Genomic DNA, 18524 nt, shown 5'->3' with positions numbered 1-18524 from the left:
CCACCTCGCCCTCAGTTTGAAACCAATATCGTCCGCGTCCAGACACGGCCCTTGTTTTTCAACGTGATACGATATTCCTCGGTGCGTCCCGGAGTCCAGCGACAGATCAGGTCGCGCCGCGCGATTCCCGACGTTCCGCTCGGCCGATCGACGCAAGCGACCCGTCCACTGGCATCGGTCACCGCCAGTTCCAGCGCCGCGTCGCCATCACCGCGCACGCGGACCAGCGCCAGTCGGCCGCCCTCCGCGCGCGCGCGCATCGTCAACGTCCGCTCGGCCGGCAGATCATGGGTGTAGACGATCGCTGCGGGCAGAAAGCCCTTGCTTGCCTCGGCCAGCGCTGCCTCGATCGCTGCCAGCTTGTCGGCATCGCCGTCGGTCCAGGCGCGCGCTTCGATCAGCAAAGCCGACGGCGCGGTGACCGGCAGCTCGGCATCGGCACGTGCGCGGCCCAGCACCATCGGTGCATTCTCCGCGCGCACCAGTACGAAGTCGCCCGTGCCCAGCATCCGCGCCGCCACGATCATCATGTCGACATCGCGCGCCATTCGCGCCCGGGCGATCAGGTCGCGGACCAGTTCGGCGCGCGCGATCACCGCATCGGGTGCCGTCGCATCGACATGGCCATCATGCGAAACCGGTGCGGCCGCAACCGGAGGAATGGCAAGAACAAAGGCGAGGAAAAGGGAAAGGATCAGGCGCATCGGTCGGGCAGGCTTCCAGCTGGATCGGTTCGGCCAAACTGCCCGCGTTCCAGCGCGGACGCGACCGACAGGGTCTGACATTTCCGTCATTTCCGCACTCCCATCCACCACGCCGCCTCGACCTGACCGACAAAGATCGGGGCGAAGCTGCGCAGTTCGGCCTGTGCCGCCGGACCATGATCGCGATACTGCGCAATCCGCCGCTGCGCGCCCAGCGCTGCACGCGCATAAAAGACCCGCGCTTCGCCCGGACTGCGGCGTCGTGTCAGCTGACCCATCGCGGTGGCCGCGCTGATCGCTGCGAAATTGTCCCAGATGCCGGTCGCTGCATGGGCATAGACTGCGCGCCGCAACAACGGCTCGGCCTCGCCTTCACGCCCCTGCTCGCGCAGTGCGGCACCGACCGCGACCAGAGCGACGCGGGTCGCAAAATGGTCGCGACCGAACTGCGCCTCATGCAACGTCAGCGCGCGGCGCAACACCGGTTCGGCTTCCGCCGCCTGTCCACGCGCCCGCAACGCGGTACCGAGCGCCAGCAACGCCCCGGGCAGGACAAGACCGGCATCGACCGCGCCGGTATCGACCAGTGCGACGCCACGACGCAGCGGCGCCTCCGCCTCGCCATGGCGACCGAGATGGGCGAGGACCAGGCCATGGTCCAGCAAGACCATCGCCACGAATGGCGGTGGTGCGTCGCGCGCCGCGCTCAAGATGGTTGCGGCACGACGCAACAGCGGTTCGGCAGCCTCCGCCCGATCCAGCACGAACAGCTGCAGCGCAAGACGGCTGCTGATAAAGGCGGCGACCGCGCTATCCGTCCCCTCGCGCCGCATGGCGAGCGCATGCGCATCGCGCAGCAGCGGTTCGGCCTCCTGATAGCGCCCGCGGGACTGAAGCAGGATTGCGAGCGTCACCTGAGCGGCCACGCGCTCCTCGCTGCCCGCGCGCGATTCCGTCAGTGCGGCGCGCGCGTCCGCTTCGATCCCGGCAAGCGGGTCACTGACCTGCGCAGCCGCCGCCGAACAGACCGCCATCGCCAACGCTGGGGCCGCAAGCGCCCGCGCCGGCCCACGCGTCAGCAGCGCAGCAACCGAAGCAACTGCGGCGCCGAGCCATGCAGGGCGCCGTTCCGCCACCTCACTTGCCCGGTTCGCCGACCAGCGTGAAGGCCGCCCAATATTTCGGGCTGACGAACTGGCCGGTACCTTCGCTGCGCACCGTCTTCATCGCCGCCTGCAGCGCGCGGGCGCGCCCGGCGACATCGCCCTTCTGGATATTGCCGAAGGTCTGTTGCATCAGCAGCGAGGTCGCCGCGTCGCTGACCGCCCAGTGGCTGACCAGCAGCGAGCGGGCACCCGAGAACAGGAAGGACTTGGCGAGGCCCGAAAGCCCGTCGGCACTTTTGCCGTCCGACGCTGCGGTATTGCACGCGGACAGGACCACGAGGTCCGCCGGGATTTTGAGCTGGGACACTTCGGACGCGGTCAGCAAGCCGTCGTCCAGTTCACTCGCCTGCTTGGGAGGCGTGAAGACAAGGCCCGGTTCGGCATTGTCGCCCACTTCGGTGGCGAGCAATCCATGGGTCGAGAACACGACAAAGCGCGCCGCGGGGAGCGCCTTGCTGGTCTTCACCGCGGTCTCGGTCGCGCTGTCGCCGATCACGACCGCAGACTGGGCGCCAAAAGTCTTTTGCAGGCTCTCCAGTTCGGCCTTGGCCTGCGGCAGATAGGCAAGCGCACGCAGCTTTTCCGGGTCGGCAAGCTTGCCCTTGTACATCTGGCCGGCCAAACCCGGCGTCACGCTGCGGCCAGTTTCGGGCGTGTAGACCCCAGCCAGCGTCGGCGCACCATAAGCGGCAAGCGCGATGCCCCCATTGCGGACCTGGGCATAAGCGGAGGAGCCGGCGCGGACCGCACAGCCCGGATGCGCGTCGGCGGGATTTTCAATCAGCAGGCAGCGCAACGATTGCAGCGCGGAGACCGACGGCAGTTCGGCCAGCGCATATTTGTCGATCAGCCACGGGCTGGTCGCCACCGCCGCCGGATCGGTGTCCGCACCCTGCGGCGGCGCGGTGACCAGCAGCGCAAGCGGGAGCGAGGTCAGCGGACCGCTGACATTGGTCAGCAGCACCTGCTTGCCCTTCAGCACCCCTTCGACCGGCGCCAGCAATTCGCGATAGAGTTCATGCGCCAGCTTGCGATCGAACGCCTTGCCCTGCGGCGCGGCGGCAGCGGCGCTTCCGGCGCCCGGCGGCGGCGCACGTCCCGATCCGCGCGCGCCGTCCACCTCCATGCTGGCGCGCAACAGGTTTACCTTCGCCGCGAGCGCATCCTGCTTCAGCGCTTCGGAGCGCGACCAGGTCGATCCCTCACGGGTCACGGCCCAGGTGTAGCTGGCGTCGTCCGAAACGAGGATCACGACCATCGCCTCGTCCGGATTGAGCAATTTCTGCACCGCCGCGATGTCCAGGGCCTTGGGGCGGGTCAGGTCGAAATATTGCGGGAATTCCTTGCCGATACTCGCATCGATCGCATCGACCTCGGCGCGCAGCGCCGCGCGGCGCTGCGTAAGCGCACGACGCTCTTCTTCAGGCACCTGCGCGCCGCGCTCGATCAGCGCGCTGAACTGGCGGTCGACCGCCTCGATCTCGGCCAGCTTCTTGTCACGCTCCTGCTCGAGCACCGCGAGCGGGCCACCGCCTGCAGCAAAGCGCGCGGTGGTGCGGTCGAGTGCGGCAGCAGCGGCGGAGATCTGGGCATATTGCGCCGCGACAAAGGCTTCGGAGCGCAGCTCGTCCGGGGACGGCACCGGCTCGACCTGGATGTCGGGCGCCATCTGTGCAGACAGCAAAGCTGCGGCCAGCGGCAGCATCAGCAAACGGGATCGGGCGCGCGTCATGGCGGGTTCTCCCCTGCGGCCCGGATCGCGCGGCGGCGCGGCGGACCGGCCGGATCACTAGGATCGGATAACAACCACCCCGGAACCGTTCAGGCTCCGGGGTGGCGGGTTCATCAGCTTAGTTGGTCACCAGCGCGACGCCGGCGCCATAGCCGCCATAGTTGAAGGTCTGGACCGAGAACGGGCCGGTCCAGATCGGGTTGACGCGGCAGAACATGGTCACGTTGCCCGACATGTCCTGGCACACCAGATTGCCGTTCTCGTCGAACACCTTCATGCCCATCGGGACCGAGGAGTCGCGACGCGCGGCGACGACCAGCGGCTCACCGCCGCGTGCGGCAAAGCGCAGCGTCCACACGGTGTTGCCCGGAACATACTGGACGGTGCGGATCGCGCCGCCAACCACGCCCTTCGACGTCTCGGCCTGTGCCGCCTCGACCGCAGCGACGATGTCCGCGTCGCCAGCCGCCAGCGTCTTGGCTTCGGCGAACAGGTCGGCCGACGTGGTCACCTTGGCGGTGCCGGTGCCCTTGCCGGCGCCTTCGATCTTGCCCTTGTCCGTGCCTTCCTTGACGGTGACCGAGTCGACCATCTTGGCCGCCACGATCATCGCGCGGGCATCCTTGGCGGTGCGGGCATAATCGGCGAGGCGGTAACCCAGCGCGAGCGTGTCGACAGCCTTCGAGCTTTCGGTGGCCGGAACCTCCTTCTCGCCGAGGTTGGTGCCCTTCTTGTCCTGGGCGATCGACGGCGACGCCAGCATGCTTGCCGCGACAACTGCCATTGCGATCTTCTTGTTGAGCTTAACCATTACCATATCTCCTCACTCTCCGGACCCGCTCCCGAGCGAGTCTCGCAAACTGATCCCTCGATCAGGCAGGTTCGTATCTAGTCTGGCCCCCGCCGCTGCGACACTAACAGTTTCAGTCTCTGTTACCACATCAATCTTGGAGAAAGTCCGCGATCATCGTCAGTTCGGGTGACACTTTGCGATACTGAAGCAGGACGTGGCCAGCACCGATCGCGGGACTCCGGCGCCGACATACCCAATTTGACAACCGGCCACGGTTAGCCTTCCGTCGCCGATCTATTCATCGTTCCAGCTTGAGCTGGATCAGGCTGTTTCCGCGCGCAACGAACAGGACGGCACCGCCGGCAATGTTCTGAAATGCGCGCGCCAGTTCGGCTGCACTCTGCACTTGCTCGCCATTCACGCCGACGATGATGTCGCCGACCGCAAGGCCCGAGCGTGCCGCCGCCGAGCCCGGCTGGACCGTGGCAACGACCGCGCCGCGCAGCTGTTCGGGCACCTTGTCGCTGGCGTTGACGTCACGGAACGTGGCGCCCAGCGCGGCCAGTCCGGCACCGCCGCCGCTCGGGCGTGTGACCTGGACCGGACGCGGCGACTCCACCGTCACCTGCGCCGTCGCGCTTTGCCCGCCGCGACGATAGCCGAGCGCGATCGTCTTGCCCGGCTCGAGCACGCCGAGAATAGCGGTCAGATTGCCCGGCCCCTCGATCGCCCGTCCGTCCGCGCTGACGATGATGTCGCCCGACCGCAGGCCAGCTCTGGCGGCGGGGCTGTCCGGCGAAACTTCCGCGACCAGCGCGCCGCGCGTCGACCCGCTTCCCGCCGCCTCGACCGTTACCGGTCCGACCGTCACGCCGATCCGCCCGCGCTTGACGCTGCCATTGCGGCGCAGCTGGTCCGCGACCGCCATCGCCATGTTGATCGGCACGGCAAAGGCGATGCCGCTATTGTCGCCCGACTTGGACCAGATCGCGGTGTTGATGCCGATCAGCCGCCCTTTGCTGTCGATCAGCGCACCCCCCGAATTGCCGCTGTTCACGGCGGCGTCGGTCTGGATGAAGTCCTGCAGCCCGTCGCCGATCCCGGTGCGGCCCAGGCCCGAGATGACGCCCATCGTCAGCGTCTGATCGAACCCGAACGGGTAGCCGATGGCGAAGGCCAGGTCGCCGACCTCGATCCGGCCGCTATCGCCGATCTCAATGGCGCGCAGTCCCGTCGCCTTGACCCGCAGCAGGGCGATGTCGGTCTGCGGATCGCGGCCGACCACCTCGGCATCGACGACGCGGCCGTCATAGAGCTGGACCTTGAACGCCGTCCCCTTTTCCACGACGTGGTTGTTCGACAGGATTTCGCCGCGCGCGGCGTCGATGATCACGCCCGATCCGCTGCCGATCGGCTGGGGTGCACCCTGGGCTGCCGGTCCCTGCGGCCCCGCCTGTGCCGCCGTCGTCTGGCCGCGGAACGGGTCGTCGCCCTGCCCGTCGCGTGCAGCGGTACGATCGCCCTCGGGCTGTTTCTGACCGAGCACGATCACCTTGACGACGCTTGGCGCGACGGCCTTGAGGTCGCGGGCATAGCTGTAAACGCCGCGCTCGCTGTCATAGGGCGCCGTCTGCGCCGCTGCGGTCACCGCGAGCGGCGGCGTTCCCAGCATCGCGATCGCCGCCACTCCGGCCAGCAGTCGTGCGTGAAACCTAGGCCTCATCATATCCCCTTTCGCTGTCGTTCCGATTTGCGTTGTTCTGTGCGGGCAGTGTGATCTCGATGCGAAAGCCGCCCGCGCGGTTGAATGCCTGGACATTGCCGCCCGCGCGCAGCGCGACGGTGCGGACAAAGGCGAGCCCCAGTCCGTGACTGTCCGCGCCGCCGCTGGAATAGCCGGGTTCGAAGATTCGCTCGATCCGGCTTGGCTCGACCCCCGGCCCGTCATTCTCGACCGCGACGATGACCGTGTCCCCAGCCTGCGACACGGTGCAGCGGATCGTCGATTCGGGGGTTGCGAACTTGACGGCATTGCCGAGTATATTCTCGACCATGCGGTCGAACATGTCGCTGGCGACCTGTACGCGGGTCGCGGCTGCGTCGAGTTCGAACTCCAGATCCTTTTCGTCACCCAGATAGACGAACATGTCGTCGATCAGCTGGCGGATGCGCGCGCCCGGATCGACACTGTCCGCCTCGTGGCGACGCGACACTTCGGCGTCGATGATGCCGAGCAGCATGCGGCAGCGCTTGTCCATCGTCACCAGCTTGGCGTCGGTCTCCGCGATCAGCGGTTCGTCCGGCACGGTCTGCGCCAGCGCCTCAAGGTGCTTGCGCGCGACCATCACCGGTCCGCGCAGGTCATGGGCGACATGGCGATGCAGCCGGCGCAGCCCGCCGATCATGTCCTCCGACCGCGCGAGCAGCGCGTTGAGGTGCCGGGCAAGCAGGCGGAATTCGGGTTGGGCATCGTCGGCCGGCGCGCGCTCGGCAAAGCCCGAGCGATCGGCGCGATCGAGCAGCGCGTTGAACGCATCGAGCCGCATCCGCCAGCCCCGCATCAACGCCCAGGCGAGCAATCCCGCCAGCACGACAAAGCCGATGGCCACGGCGGCAGCGAGCAGATAGGCGCGGGTCACCAGCCGCGGGTCGGGGCTGAAGATCCGCGCGCTCAGAAATGCGCGTCCCCCGCCCAGATCGACGATGGTCCCGACCGCCGACGCGTCCGCGCGTTGACAGGCGGTACCGGCGGGAACCCGAAACCGCACGGTGCCACGTGTGTCGGGCCAGGCGAGCGCCGGCGTTCCGGTCAGCGTGCCGTCCGGCCCGCGATACAGGAACAGCGCCCGCGCCCGCTCACCACTGTCGCAACGCCCGCCATCGGTCGCCTCCATCGCGCGCGCAACGACCATCGTCAGCACTTCGGCATCGCGCTCCTCCGCCGACAGTCCGGGCGCTAGGCTGTCGACCTTGCTCATCAGCACCGCCGCATCCGCCTGGGCGCGGACCAGCGCCACCTCGCGCGCGTTCAGCGACACCATCTGCAACAGGCCGAGCGTCAGCCCGGCCAGCGCGATCGCGGCGAGCGCGCTGATGACCAGCGTGGTGCGAAGCGGAAGCCAGCGGAGCATGCGGCTAGCGGCCACCCTCCATGCTGGCGAGATTGCGCAGCGCAAAGCCCTGCGCCCAGATGTTGGTCACCAGCGGGTGGAAATCATCCGGAATGTCCGGGCATTGCCGCTTCAGCGACTTGCGCAGCCGCTTGATCGCCTGATCGACCGTGTTGGCGAATTCGTCCGGAAAGTGGCTCCACCCCTTGCCGATCCAGCAGCGGTCCCACAGCATCGACTGGGACAGCGGGTTGCCGCGCTCCTTGTACAGCTCGACCAATATGTCCGCCTCGCGACTGGTCAGCTGGAGCAAGCGGCCGTTGCAGCGCACGTCCTTGGTGTCCGCATCGACCTCCAGCGGCGCACAGGTCCAGCCCTTGCTGCGCATCGTCGGCTTGCGGCGGCGCAGCTGCGCGGCGACGCGTGCGACCAGTTCCTCGCTCGTCGCGGGCTTGGGCACATAGTCATCGGCACCGCGCGCGATCAGGCCATGGATGCGCTGCTCCTCACCGCCCAGCAGCGAATAGACCAGCGCGGGAACGTCCGGATCGGTCTTGAGGCCGTTGGGGCGGCGGCGCACGCGGTCGAGCACTTCGAGCCCCTCGATCCCCGGATTGATGCGGTCGAGCACCAGCACGTCATAGGTATCGGCTTCCAGCGCGCTCAGCGCAGCCTCACCGGTTTCGACCAGATCGACATGATCGCACCCGGCGGCTTCCAGCGCAGCCTTCATCTCCGCGCCGATCTCGTCCTCCAGGATCAGCGCGCGGCACCCGGCAAAGGTGTCGGCGATATTCTGCGCCGCCTCGCTGTCCAGCTTCAACAGGTTCATCGTCAGTATCTCCGTCATAGCGGCCCCCGCGGAAACCGGCGCGGCACGCCGGGGCGCCGCGCCTTCGCGGCTTCGGCAGTCAATGGCAGCGCGACGTGCAGCGTCCCCTGTCCGGCGCGCTGGATGCGCAGCACCGCGACGTCGCGCTTCGATCCCTTGATCGCGGCCATTGCAGCTGCCGGATCGCGCAGTTCGACGCCATCGACCGCGAGCAGCGTATCGCCTTCATACAGGCCGTACATCTGGCCGATCGAGGCATCCTCGACCTTGCCGATCACGACCCGGCCCGCTTCGTCGCGCAGCACGAAGCCGAGCGTGTAGCTGCCGCCAGCGACCCCGCTCATGTCCATCGCCAGTGCCGCGACCTTGCCGCGCTCGCCCGCCAGGTCGTCATCCGCCTCGAGCGGGATGGCGAGCGCCAGCGTCTTGCCGTCACGCACGACTTCCACCGCAACCGTATCGCCCGGCTTGCTGTCGATCAGCGCCATCGACAGGTCGCGCACCACCTCAAGCCGGCGGCCCCCGACGCTGAGCAGCAGGTCGCCGATCTTCAGTCCGCCGCGGGTGGCAGCCCCGTCGCTGACCGCATCGATGATCAGGCCCGACTTGCCCGGCGCGCCCAGCGCCTCGGCCATGCCGGCATCGGCGCTGCTCGCCGTGACGCCAAGCCGGCCGCGCACGACCTTGCCCTCGGCGATCAGCTTGGGGGCGATGCGGGCAGCGAGTTCGGCGGGAATGGCAAGGCCGATGCCGATATCGAAGATGGTTTCCGGCGGCGTCGCCGTATTGATCCCGATCACGTCCCCCTCCTCGGTGATCAGCGGCCCCCCGCTATTCCCAGGATTGAGCGCCGCATCGTGCTGGATGAAGTTCACCGGCCATGCGACGTCATAGGCGCGGTCATAACCACTTATGATCCCGGAAGTAACCGAGAAACGGTTACCCAGCGGGTTCCCGAGCGCAAAGACCTTGGCCCCCAGCGGCAGCTTCGAAGACTTCGCCAGTTTGAGTACCGGCAGCGGCGCGTCTGCATCGATCTTGACGATGGCAAGATCGGTCCGCCCATCGCGTCCGATCACCCGACCGGCATAGCGCTTGCCATTGGCGAAGGTGACTTCGACCGTATCCAGCTTGGCCACGACATGCGCGTTGGTGAGGATCAGGCCCGAGGCATGGATCACGAAGCCGGATCCACCGGCTGCTTCGGTGTCGCCATTCTGCTTGCGCGCCGCTTCGTCCTGCGGGCTAATCGCGACCACCGCCTTCATCGCGCGCTCGATCGCGGTTTCGGACTGGGTGGTCGCCGCTGCCGCGCGCGCCTCAGGCATTGCGGCCGCCTGGGCAGAGCCTGGCAGCGCCACGCCCATGCACAGGGCGGCGCCGAGAAACCAGCCGAACGTACGGCGGGTCAGGTTCACGGATGAGTTGGGGTTCATGGACATTCCGGATACTGACTAGGGACGCCGCATTCCTGTCATTCGGTTCAGGTGAAAGCGACGGTCAGGATCAGACGGAAGGTGGTCAGCGCCGGGGTTGCGCAAGGCTCCAGGCGGCCCGAACCTGGTCACTGAAGACCACGGTGAAGCCGTTGAGTTCATCAAGCGCACTGGCGTCGAAACTGGTTGCCCGCCCGGCCCGCACCAGCACCTGCCGCCCCGCCTCACGCAGCAACGTCCGCGCTTGCGGGATCGTCGCCGGCTCCCGCAGCAGGGCGCGTCCATAATTCCAGCCGATATTGATGCGATGCGGATGATCGTCGCGGAACGCAATGCGAGCGCCATCGAGGGCACGCGCATGCCATGACCTTGCCGCCACGGCATCACCCGGTTGATCGAGCAGATGGGCCAGGCTGGCTGCCGCGATGGTCCGCATCTGCACCCCCTGCCCGCCCAATGCCCCCGCTGCCGCATAGTTGGTGGTGAACAACGCGACCGCCTCTGCCCGCTTGCCCGAACGGCTGAGGGCAGCGGCAAGGTTGTTGCGGGTCAGCACAGTACGGATATGGCCGGCGCCCAGACTTTCCTCGGCGATGGCCAGCGCCTGACGATGCACCGGCTCCGCCTCCGCAAACGCACGCACGCGCGCAAGTACGCTGGCCATGTTGGTCAGCATCGCCACCAGTTCATCGGGATTGCCGCCGCCCGATGCCTGCCACACGGCGATCGCGCGGTTGAACATCCATGCGCCATCCTCATAACGCCCAGCCTCCACCAGCGCTTGACCTAGGTTGGAATAAGCGAGGGCGGTGAAGTTGCTCGTCTCGCCAAAATAGCGCAGCCGGATCGTGAGCGCCTCCCGCAGTACCGTTTCCGCTTCGCGCAGATCGCCGACCCGCATCGCCGCCATGCCAAGCAGCGTCAGGCTGTCGGCGATCAGCGGCCCCGCCGCTTGTTGCCGGCGGATCGCCAGCGTTTCGCGCAGGATTGCCATTGCATCCTGCGGCCGGTTCTGCTCGTCGAGGCACCAGGCGAGGGTTTCGCGCAGCGCGACCGTCTGGGGATAGGTCGCGCCGGCCAGCGCATGCAGCCGGTCGGCGCCGCTGCGCAGCGTTGCCTCCGCCTCGGCGAGGCGGCCAAGCCCCATCAGCGCCTTGCCGTGCATCAGCCGGAAAAAGGCCCCGTCGACCGTGTCGCCGGCCAGCGTCACCGCGCGCTCGGCCAGCGGCAACGCTTCGGCGAAGCGCGCCAGCGAGATGAGGTTGTTGGCCCGCCGCGCGACATAGGCGGCGAGTTCGGGCTGCCCGGCCAGCAGCGTCTCCGCGCCATCGAGCGCGAGGACGAACGATGGCTCCGCCGCCAGATGCTGACCCTGCCGCTCCAGCACCAGCCCGAGCGTGAGGTGCGCGGCTGTCACATAGTCCGCGCGATCGGCGCCGGAGAAGCTTTCGGCGATTGCCACAGCCCGGCGCGCGATCGGCACCGCCTCAGCCGACTGGCCTGCCTCGCTCGCGGTTGACGCGAGGGTGGCGACCAGCAGGACGCAGGGCTGCTGCGCGGATGGGGCCGCATCCGGGCCACCGGCGGCGCCGATACAGGCCCGGGTTTCGGCCGCGATCAGGTTGAGCGCCTGTTCGGTCGCCCCAGCCTCCAGCGCAGCATCGAATTCGGCGCTGGGCTGGACGATCGCGACCGAACCGGCGTCGGCGTCCTGGCCCGGCAGTCCGGCAATGGCGAGCAGCAGCGGGTACAGCATCCGGTTCCCCCCTGTTACAAAGCTTTGCCCGGGCGTGGGCGCTTGGCAAGCGCCGCGTGGCGCAATTTAGTATCAATTGACACCAAATCCGCTGACCTCTATCCTGAAGGCCATTTTCCGGAGCCTTGACCATGACCGATCCGACCAATCCAGCCGAGAATCCCCTGGGCCTCAACGGCTTTGAATTTGTCGAGTTCACCTCGCCCGATCCCGACGCGATGGCGCGGCAGTTCGAACAGCTCGGCTTCGTCCCCTCGCACCGCCACCCGACCAAGAACATCACCCGATTCAAGCAGGGGCGCATCAACCTGATGCTCAACCGCGACGAAACCGGGCGCGTTGCCGAGTTCCGCGCGGCGCATGGCCCTTCGGCCAGCGCGATGGCGTTCCGCGTCGCCGATCCGGTCGCGGCGATGGAATGGGCACTCAAGAACGGCGCGCAGCGCACGGCCGAGGATGACACCTGCATCATCGGCATCGGCGGATCGTACCTCTATTTCATCCAGGACGGCACCGACCTGTATGCCGATTGGGAAGAGATCCCCGGCTGGCAGCAGGCGGAGGCGGACAACAATGTCGGGCTCGACCTGCTCGACCACCTCACCCACAATGTCCGGCGCGGCCAGATGCGTGTGTGGTCGGAATTCTACAAGACGCTCTTCAACTTCGAGGAGCAGAAATATTTCGACATCAAGGGTCAGGCGACCGGCCTGTTCAGCCAGGCGATGATCGCGCCCGACAAGGCGATCCGCATCCCGCTCAACGAAAGCCAGGACGACAAGAGCCAGATCGAGGAGTTCATCCGCGAATATAAGGGCGAGGGCATCCAGCACCTCGCGCTCACGACGGACGACATCTACGACACGGTCGAACGGCTGCGCGCGCGCGGCGTCAAGCTGCAGGACACGATCGAGACCTATTACGAACTGGTCGACAAGCGCGTCCCCGGCCATGGCGAGGATCTGGAGCGCCTCAAGAAGAACCGCATCCTGATCGACGGCAATGTCGGCGAGGAGGGCATCCTGCTGCAGATCTTCACCGAAAACATGTTCGGCCCGATCTTTTTCGAGATCATTCAGCGCAAGGGCAATGAAGGGTTCGGCAACGGCAACTTCCAGGCACTTTTTGAGTCGATTGAACTCGATCAAATCCGTAGAGGCGTTATTCAAGTCGACGCTTAACGAGGTTGGAGAGGAGAGCCGGGACCAACCCGGCCTCAACCTTCCGAAGGGGGAAGGAACGCAGGAGGATGAGGGAGGCGGCCAAGACCGCCCCCTCATCCGACCATTTGCCAGAGCGCGCTTCAGGGTCTGAACCATGACCGACTATTTCCCGGGTTTCGGCAATCACGTCTCGACCGAGGCGGTTGCGGGCGCGCTCCCGATCGGGCGCAATTCGCCGCAGCGTCCCGCCTATGGCCTGTACGCCGAGCAGCTGTCCGGCACCGCCTTCACCGCGCCGCGCCACGAGAACCGCCGCAGCTGGCTGTACCGGATGCGCCCCAGCGCCGAGCATCCCCCGTTCGTGCCCTACACCGCCGCCGCGTGCTTCGTATCGGAGCCAGACGCAGCGCCGCTCGCGCCCAACCGCTTGCGCTGGGGGCCGATTGCCGATCCCGCGCCGGGCACCGACCTGATCGACGGCATGACCAGCATGCTCGTCACGCGCGACCCCGCCGATCTCACGGGCGTCGCGGTGCATGTCTACGCCGCGAACGCCGATATGGATCGCCGCGTCTTCTTCGACGCGGATGGCGAGTTGCTGTTCATTCCCCAGGCGGGGCGACTGACCCTGCTGACCGAACTGGGGCGGATCGATATCGCCCCCGGCCAGATCGCGCTGATCCCGCGCGGCGTGCGCTTTCGTGCGCTGCTGCCGGACGGCACCGCGCGCGGCTATGTCGCGGAGAATTACGGCGCGCTGTTCCGCCTGCCCGACCTTGGCCCGATCGGCGCCAACGGCCTTGCCAACCCGCGCGATTTCGAGACACCGGCGGCATGGTATGAAGATCGCGACGAGCCGTTCGAGGTCGTGCAGAAATCGCTCGGCCGGCTCTGGACCACGACGATCGGCCACAGCCCGCTCGATGTCGTGGCGTGGCACGGCAACCTTGCGCCGTGGCGCTATGACCTGGCGCGGTTCAACACGATGAACACGGTCAGCTTCGACCATCCCGATCCGTCGATCTTCACCGTGCTCACCTCGCCCAGCGACGTGCCGGGCCGCGCCAACGCCGATTTCGTGATCTTCCCGCCGCGCTGGATGGTCGCCGAGGACACGTTCCGCCCCCCCTGGTTCCACCGCAATGTGATGAGCGAGGCGATGGGCCTGATCCACGGCGCCTATGATGCCAAGGCTGACGGCTTCGTGCCGGGCGGGCTGTCGCTGCACAATCTGATGGCGGGTCACGGCCCCGATGTCGCGAGCTGGGAGGGTGCGAGCAACGTCGAGCTCAAGCCGCACAAGATCGACGGCACGATGGCGTTCATGGTCGAAACCTGCTGGCCCTACCGCCCGACCGCGCATGCGGTGGCGACCGCACAGCGCGACTATGACGCGGCCTGGGCGGGCTTCCCCAAGGCGCAGCTGCCGGGGTGAGCGAGCGCCTCACCGCGACCCCGCCCGGCGTCCGGCTGGGTCCGCTCGACCTGATCGCCGATGGCGCAGCGCGCAACTTCGTGCTGGAGATGAAGGCAGGCCGCTTTCATGGCTTTGCGGTGCGCAGCGGTGACAGCGTCAGGGGCTATGTCGACCGCTGCCCGCATATGGGCCTGCCGCTGGCGCAGCATCTCGACGCCTATCTCACCGGCAGCGGTGACATGATCCAGTGCAGCTGGCACGGCGCACTGTTCCGCATTGCCGATGGTCAGTGCGTCGGCGGCCCATGCGCGGGCGCAGCGCTGACCCCCTGGCCGCTCACAGTCCGCGACGGCGCGATCTTTACCGCCTAGGCGGCGGCAACATCGTTGTCGGCAGGGATCGGGGGCGCCGAGTCCCGGCCCATCAGCGCGTCGGTGAACAGGGTTCGCCACCACACGACGTCTTCGGCCTCGACATTGTCCATCATCGCCCGCCAGCGCCGCTTGCGCTCGTCGCGGCTCATGCGCAGCGCCTGCATGATCGCGTCGGACACTTCGTCGGCGCTGTAGGGATTGACCAGCACCGCGTCCTTGAGCTGCGCGGCCGCCCCGGCAAAACGCGACAGGATCAGCACGCCGGGATCCTCGGGATCCTGCGCCGCGACATATTCCTTGGCGACCAGGTTCATCCCGTCGCGCAGCGGGGTCACCAGCCCGATCCGCGCGGCACGATAAATGCCCGCCAGCACGTCGCGCGGATAACCCTGGTTGACGTAGCGGATCGGTACCCAGTCGGTATCGGCATAGGCCCCGTTGATCCGCCCCGACAGCCCCTCGAGCGCGGTACGGATCTTCTTGTAGCTCTCGACCGCCCCGCGCGAAGGCGGCGCGATCTGGAGCAGGAACACTTCCTTGCGCTCTTCGGGATGCTCGGCGAGGAAGCGTTCGTAGCCCGCGAAACGCTCCTCCAGCCCCTTGGAATAGTCGAGCCGGTCGACCCCGACGATCATGTCGCGCCCGACCGCGCTGTCGCGCATCCGGCGATAGGCGAGCTTGGCCGCAGCGGTCGATGCGCCCGCCACGAATTCCTTGCAGTCGATTCCGATCGGCGCGACGATCGTGCGCAGACGGCGATCGCCCAGCACCAGCGTATCGCCCTCCACCGTCGCGCCCAGCTCATAGGTCGCATAGTCGCGGAACGAATCGAGCCATTCTTGGGTGTGAAACCCGACCAGGTCATAGGCGAACATGGTCCGCACCAGCTCCTGCGCCTCGGGCATCGTCGCGAGCAGACGGCGCGGGGGCCAGGGGATGTGCAGGAAAAAGCCGATCCGGTTGTCGATGCCGCGGTCGCGCAGACACTGGCCAAGCGGGAACATGTGGTAATCCTGCACCCACAATATGTCCTCACCCTCGACCAGCGGGCGCAGCGTATCGGCGAAACGCTCGTTCACCCGCTGATAGCCCCCGGCAAAACCGCGCTCATATTCGGCAAGATCGATGCGGTAGTGGAACAGCGGCCACAGCGTCCGATTGGCGTAGCCGTTGTAATATTCCTCGATATCCTGCTCTTCGAGATCGACGGTTGCGGTGGTCACTCCCTGCGCGCGCTGAAAGTTGATCTGGCCGGTAAACTCCTCGACCGTCTCGCCCGACCAGCCGAACCAGATACCACCGAACTCGCGGATCGCCGCCTGCAGCGCGACCGCGAGGCCGCCCTGTGCGCCAGCGTGCGAATCCTTTGGCGCGGAGACGCGATTGGAAATAATGATCAGGCGGCTCATCGTATGGCACTCCAGGGTTTGCTCAACAGGACGGCGCAGTTGATCATCCCGACCAGCGAGTAGGTCTGGGGATAATTGCCCCATAATTCCCCGGTGATGGGGTCGATATCCTCGGACAGCAGCCCGGCCGCAGTGCGGCGCGCCAGCATTTCGTCGAACAGCGCGCGTGCGTCCTGGTCGCGTCCCGTGAAGTGTAACGCTTCAATCAGCCAGAAGGTGCAGACGTTGAACGCCGTTTCGGGAAGGCCGAAATCATCCTCGGTCGCATAGCGCAGCATGTGACTGCCGCGCCGCAATCCTTCCTCGACCGCCGCAAGCGTGCCGCGAAACCGGTCGTCGTCGGGCGCCATGAAGCGCAAATCGAGCAGCTGGATCAGGCTGGCATCGAGATCGTCGCCGCTGAAGGTTGCGGACATGCGGTTGGTTTCGGGCCGCCACGCCGCCTCCTCGATCGCACGGCGCATCCGGTCAGCGCGCTCCTGCCACAGCGCGCGATCGCCCTCGAGCCCGAGCCGCTCGGCGGCATTGGCAAGACGGTCGCACGCCGCCCAGCACATCGCGGCGGAATAGGTGTGCACGCTCTGCCGCGTGCGCAGCTCCCACAGTCCGGCATCGGGCTTGTCAAACAATTCGACCGCGCGCTCGCCGACGCGGGCAAGTGCCTCGAAATCCTCGCGCCCGGCCATGCGGAACAGCCGCTGGTCGAAGAACGCCTGGACGTTGGACAGCACGATCTGGCCATAGGCGTCGTGCTGCACCTGTTCATAGGCAAGGTTGCCGACCCGCACCGGCCCCATGCCACGGTAGCCGGCAAGGCGCGGCGCCTCGCTCTCGATCAGCACGCTCTCGCCCTGCACGCCGTAGAGCGGCTGGATATGCCCACCCTTGGCCTGATCGACGATGTTGCGCAGATAGGCGAGATACCCCTCCAGCACGTCGAGCGCACCGACGCGGTTGAGCGCCTGGACGGTGTAATAGGCGTCGCGGATCCAGCAGTAGCGATAATCCCAGTTGCGCCCGCTATCGGCATGTTCGGGGATCGAGGTGGTGAGCGCGGCGACGATCGCGCCGGTTTCCTCATGCTGGCACAGCTTGAGCGTGATCGCGCTGCGGATCACGACGTCCTGCCATTCGAACGGCGTCGCGAGGCCGCGCGCCCAATTCTGCCAGTGATAGCTGGTATAGCCGAGCATCTCCTCGACCGTGGTGGCGAGGTTGCCGGCGAAGCTTTCGTCGGGGCCGAGGAAGAAGTGCAGCGGGCGTTCGACGCGAAAGCACAGTTCGTCCTGCAGCAGCCCGACCGGCGCGTTGGTCGACAGCCGCAACTGCATGCCGTCGAGCAGATAGCGGATATGGTTCGATCCGGCCGTGGTCAGCACCGCCGGATCGCCCCAGTTGCGCGTCGGGCGCAAGCGGACACAGATGCGCGGCGAGCCCGCCACCGGGCGCACGATCCGCGCGAACGCGACCGGGCGATACATCCGCCCCAACCGTTCGAAGCGCGGGCAGAAATCGGTGATCTCGATCGCGCTGCCGTTGCTGTCGGTCATGCGCGTGACCAGAATTGGCGTGTTTGTCAGATAATGCTGCTCGACACTGACGCAGTCCTCCAGGTCGATCGCCCATAGCCCGACCGCGTCATCGGAGCGCGGGTCGCGGCCGTCGAGCAGCGACGAGAAAACCGGATCGCCGTCCACCTTGGGGGCACATGCCCAGACGAAACGCCCGGCACGGTCGATCAGCGCGCTGACCTGGCAATTGCCGATCGGCCACAGGTCGAGATTGGGGGTCATGCCGCGTTCTCCGCAATCCGTTCGAGCCAGCGCAGGGTCGATGTGACATCCGGCAAGCGATAGGCCGCCTCGGTCTCCCGAACCGGCCCGACCAGCACCCCTGCCCCACCCAGCCGCGCGACGGTGGCAAAGCCGGGCTCGTCGGTGAGGTCATCGCCCAGAAACACGGGGCGCGAACCGGCAAAGGGCATGGCACCCATCAGCGCGGCAATCGCACGGCCCTTGTCACCGGGCGCACGCAGTTCGAACACCATCTTGCCGCGCTGCAGGGTCAGGCCGGTGGCTGCGGACAGCTCCTCGGCCAACGCGCGGGCGTCGCCCTCGGCAGCGGGCACGCCGCGATAATGCAGACCGACGCCGAGCGGCTTGAGCTCGACCACGAGGCCGGGGCGTGCTTCTGCGAGCGCGTGGAAGCGCGCTGCGACGGTATCGAGCGCGGCGGGGCGCTCAGGCATCTCCGCCTGGGCGACGCCGCGCAGTTCCGCGCCATGACTGCCCGCAATCGGGCAATCGAGACCGCCGAACAACGCCGCGATCTCCGCAGCACCACGTCCGCTGACGATCGCGATCCTGCCGTCGAGGCGCTCGATGAGGGTCGCGATCAGCCGGCGCAGTCGCGAATCGACCGCAACCGCATCGGGACGCGGGGCGATATCGACTAGCGTCCCGTCAAAGTCGAGAAACAGGCTGGCACCATCGGCCAGATGGGCGGGGGGCGGTGCCAGCAGCGCCGCCATGTCATGTTCCGCTAGCTTGGGCATCGACAGGGCAATGCATCCGGAACGCAATCGTTCCGAAATTTCTGCTGCATTGCGGGAGAAAGTCGCCACGAGACCGCA

Annotated in this window: 15 protein-coding genes; 3 read left to right on the top strand and 12 right to left on the bottom strand. The window is 67.1% G+C overall.

The annotated features are described in order from the left end of the window. Nucleotides 1-11: 11 nt before the first annotated feature. The 9 genes from J2Y54_RS11970 to J2Y54_RS11930 form a co-directional block, all read right to left on the bottom strand. Nucleotides 12-704, bottom strand: coding sequence for a hypothetical protein (locus J2Y54_RS11970; protein ID WP_310039925.1), 693 nt, complete (start codon nucleotides 702-704; stop codon nucleotides 12-14). Between the two features lie 86 nt (nucleotides 705-790). Continuing rightward, on the bottom strand, nucleotides 791-1738 hold the full coding sequence (locus tag J2Y54_RS11965) for a tetratricopeptide repeat protein (RefSeq protein WP_310039923.1): 948 nt from the start codon (nucleotides 1736-1738) through the stop codon (nucleotides 791-793). Between the two features lie 103 nt (nucleotides 1739-1841). Next, complete coding sequence (locus J2Y54_RS11960; protein WP_310039921.1) at nucleotides 1842-3602, bottom strand: CHAT domain-containing protein; 1761 nt, start codon at nucleotides 3600-3602, stop codon at nucleotides 1842-1844. A gap of 118 nt (nucleotides 3603-3720) precedes the next feature. Then, complete coding sequence (locus J2Y54_RS11955) at nucleotides 3721-4413, bottom strand: hypothetical protein (protein ID WP_310039919.1); 693 nt, start codon at nucleotides 4411-4413, stop codon at nucleotides 3721-3723. Between the two features lie 280 nt (nucleotides 4414-4693). Continuing rightward, nucleotides 4694-6118: a trypsin-like peptidase domain-containing protein gene (locus J2Y54_RS11950; RefSeq protein WP_310039918.1), complete on the bottom strand. Its 1425-nt coding sequence runs from the start codon at nucleotides 6116-6118 to the stop codon at nucleotides 4694-4696. Further along, nucleotides 6108-7526: a HAMP domain-containing sensor histidine kinase gene (locus J2Y54_RS11945; RefSeq protein WP_310039917.1), complete on the bottom strand. Its 1419-nt coding sequence runs from the start codon at nucleotides 7524-7526 to the stop codon at nucleotides 6108-6110. The genes J2Y54_RS11950 and J2Y54_RS11945 overlap by 11 nt, the downstream gene beginning before the upstream one ends. Nucleotides 7527-7530: 4 nt before the next feature. Continuing rightward, nucleotides 7531-8337, bottom strand: a complete 807-nt coding sequence (locus tag J2Y54_RS11940) for a response regulator transcription factor (RefSeq protein WP_310039916.1) — start codon at nucleotides 8335-8337, stop codon at nucleotides 7531-7533. A gap of 14 nt (nucleotides 8338-8351) precedes the next feature. Next, nucleotides 8352-9755, bottom strand: a complete 1404-nt coding sequence (locus J2Y54_RS11935; RefSeq protein ID WP_310039915.1) for a trypsin-like peptidase domain-containing protein — start codon at nucleotides 9753-9755, stop codon at nucleotides 8352-8354. A 103-nt stretch (nucleotides 9756-9858) separates the two neighbouring features. Beyond that, on the bottom strand, nucleotides 9859-11529 hold the full coding sequence (locus J2Y54_RS11930) for a tetratricopeptide repeat protein (protein WP_310039913.1): 1671 nt from the start codon (nucleotides 11527-11529) through the stop codon (nucleotides 9859-9861). Between the two features lie 131 nt (nucleotides 11530-11660). On the opposite strand from J2Y54_RS11930, the gene hppD reads away from it, so the two are divergent. The 3 genes from hppD to J2Y54_RS11915 all read left to right on the top strand — a co-directional run bounded on the left by hppD (nucleotide 11661) and on the right by J2Y54_RS11915 (nucleotide 14480). Further along, nucleotides 11661-12710: a 4-hydroxyphenylpyruvate dioxygenase gene (gene hppD / locus J2Y54_RS11925; protein WP_310039911.1), complete on the top strand. Its 1050-nt coding sequence runs from the start codon at nucleotides 11661-11663 to the stop codon at nucleotides 12708-12710. Nucleotides 12711-12846: 136 nt separating this feature from the next. Then, nucleotides 12847-14127 carry a homogentisate 1,2-dioxygenase gene (gene hmgA / locus J2Y54_RS11920; RefSeq protein ID WP_310039909.1) on the top strand — a complete coding sequence of 427 codons (1281 nt, stop codon included), beginning with the start codon at nucleotides 12847-12849 and terminating at the stop codon, nucleotides 14125-14127. Further along, nucleotides 14124-14480, top strand: coding sequence for a Rieske (2Fe-2S) protein (locus J2Y54_RS11915; protein ID WP_310039907.1), 357 nt, complete (start codon nucleotides 14124-14126; stop codon nucleotides 14478-14480). Before hmgA ends, J2Y54_RS11915 begins: the two co-directional genes overlap by 4 nt. On the opposite strand, the gene J2Y54_RS11910 is transcribed toward J2Y54_RS11915, so the two are convergent. Genes J2Y54_RS11910 through otsB form a run of 3 tightly spaced genes read right to left on the bottom strand, consistent with a single transcriptional unit; the run spans nucleotide 14477 to nucleotide 18446 of the window. Continuing rightward, complete coding sequence (locus J2Y54_RS11910) at nucleotides 14477-15892, bottom strand: trehalose-6-phosphate synthase (RefSeq protein ID WP_310039906.1); 1416 nt, start codon at nucleotides 15890-15892, stop codon at nucleotides 14477-14479. The genes J2Y54_RS11915 and J2Y54_RS11910 overlap by 4 nt on opposite strands. Beyond that, nucleotides 15889-17685 (bottom strand): glycoside hydrolase family 15 protein, encoded by a 1797-nt coding sequence (locus J2Y54_RS11905; RefSeq protein WP_310039902.1) that lies wholly within the window; start codon nucleotides 17683-17685, stop codon nucleotides 15889-15891. The genes J2Y54_RS11910 and J2Y54_RS11905 overlap by 4 nt, the downstream gene beginning before the upstream one ends. Continuing rightward, nucleotides 17682-18446, bottom strand: coding sequence for a trehalose-phosphatase (gene otsB / locus J2Y54_RS11900; RefSeq protein WP_310039901.1), 765 nt, complete (start codon nucleotides 18444-18446; stop codon nucleotides 17682-17684). The genes J2Y54_RS11905 and otsB overlap by 4 nt, the downstream gene beginning before the upstream one ends. Between the last annotated feature and the right edge of the window lie 78 nt (nucleotides 18447-18524).

This window comes from Sphingomonas sp. BE123 (assembly GCF_031456015.1).
Lineage (GTDB): Bacteria > Pseudomonadota > Alphaproteobacteria > Sphingomonadales > Sphingomonadaceae > Sphingomonas.
Note: the sequence above shows the minus strand (reverse complement) of the source record. Positions and strands in the feature narration are given on the sequence as shown.

What these genes read in the sequence shown, in the direction of transcription:
- J2Y54_RS11970 (WP_310039925.1), bottom strand. Translation starts at nt 704, where the DNA reads ATGCGCCTGATCCTTTCCCTTTTCCTCGCCTTTGTTCTTGCCATTCCT.
- J2Y54_RS11965 (WP_310039923.1), bottom strand. Translation starts at nt 1,738, where the DNA reads ATGGCGGTCTGTTCGGCGGCGGCTGCGCAGGTCAGTGACCCGCTTGCC.
- J2Y54_RS11960 (WP_310039921.1), bottom strand. Translation starts at nt 3,602, where the DNA reads ATGACGCGCGCCCGATCCCGTTTGCTGATGCTGCCGCTGGCCGCAGCT.
- J2Y54_RS11955 (WP_310039919.1), bottom strand. Translation starts at nt 4,413, where the DNA reads ATGGTTAAGCTCAACAAGAAGATCGCAATGGCAGTTGTCGCGGCAAGC.
- J2Y54_RS11950 (WP_310039918.1), bottom strand. Translation starts at nt 6,118, where the DNA reads ATGAGGCCTAGGTTTCACGCACGACTGCTGGCCGGAGTGGCGGCGATC.
- J2Y54_RS11945 (WP_310039917.1), bottom strand. Translation starts at nt 7,526, where the DNA reads ATGCTCCGCTGGCTTCCGCTTCGCACCACGCTGGTCATCAGCGCGCTC.
- J2Y54_RS11940 (WP_310039916.1), bottom strand. Translation starts at nt 8,337, where the DNA reads ATGAACCTGTTGAAGCTGGACAGCGAGGCGGCGCAGAATATCGCCGAC.
- J2Y54_RS11930 (WP_310039913.1), bottom strand. Translation starts at nt 11,529, where the DNA reads ATGCTGTACCCGCTGCTGCTCGCCATTGCCGGACTGCCGGGCCAGGAC.
- hppD (WP_310039911.1), top strand. Translation starts at nt 11,661, where the DNA reads ATGACCGATCCGACCAATCCAGCCGAGAATCCCCTGGGCCTCAACGGC.
- hmgA (WP_310039909.1), top strand. Translation starts at nt 12,847, where the DNA reads ATGACCGACTATTTCCCGGGTTTCGGCAATCACGTCTCGACCGAGGCG.
- J2Y54_RS11910 (WP_310039906.1), bottom strand. Translation starts at nt 15,892, where the DNA reads ATGAGCCGCCTGATCATTATTTCCAATCGCGTCTCCGCGCCAAAGGAT.
- J2Y54_RS11905 (WP_310039902.1), bottom strand. Translation starts at nt 17,685, where the DNA reads ATGACCCCCAATCTCGACCTGTGGCCGATCGGCAATTGCCAGGTCAGC.
- otsB (WP_310039901.1), bottom strand. Translation starts at nt 18,446, where the DNA reads ATGCCCAAGCTAGCGGAACATGACATGGCGGCGCTGCTGGCACCGCCC.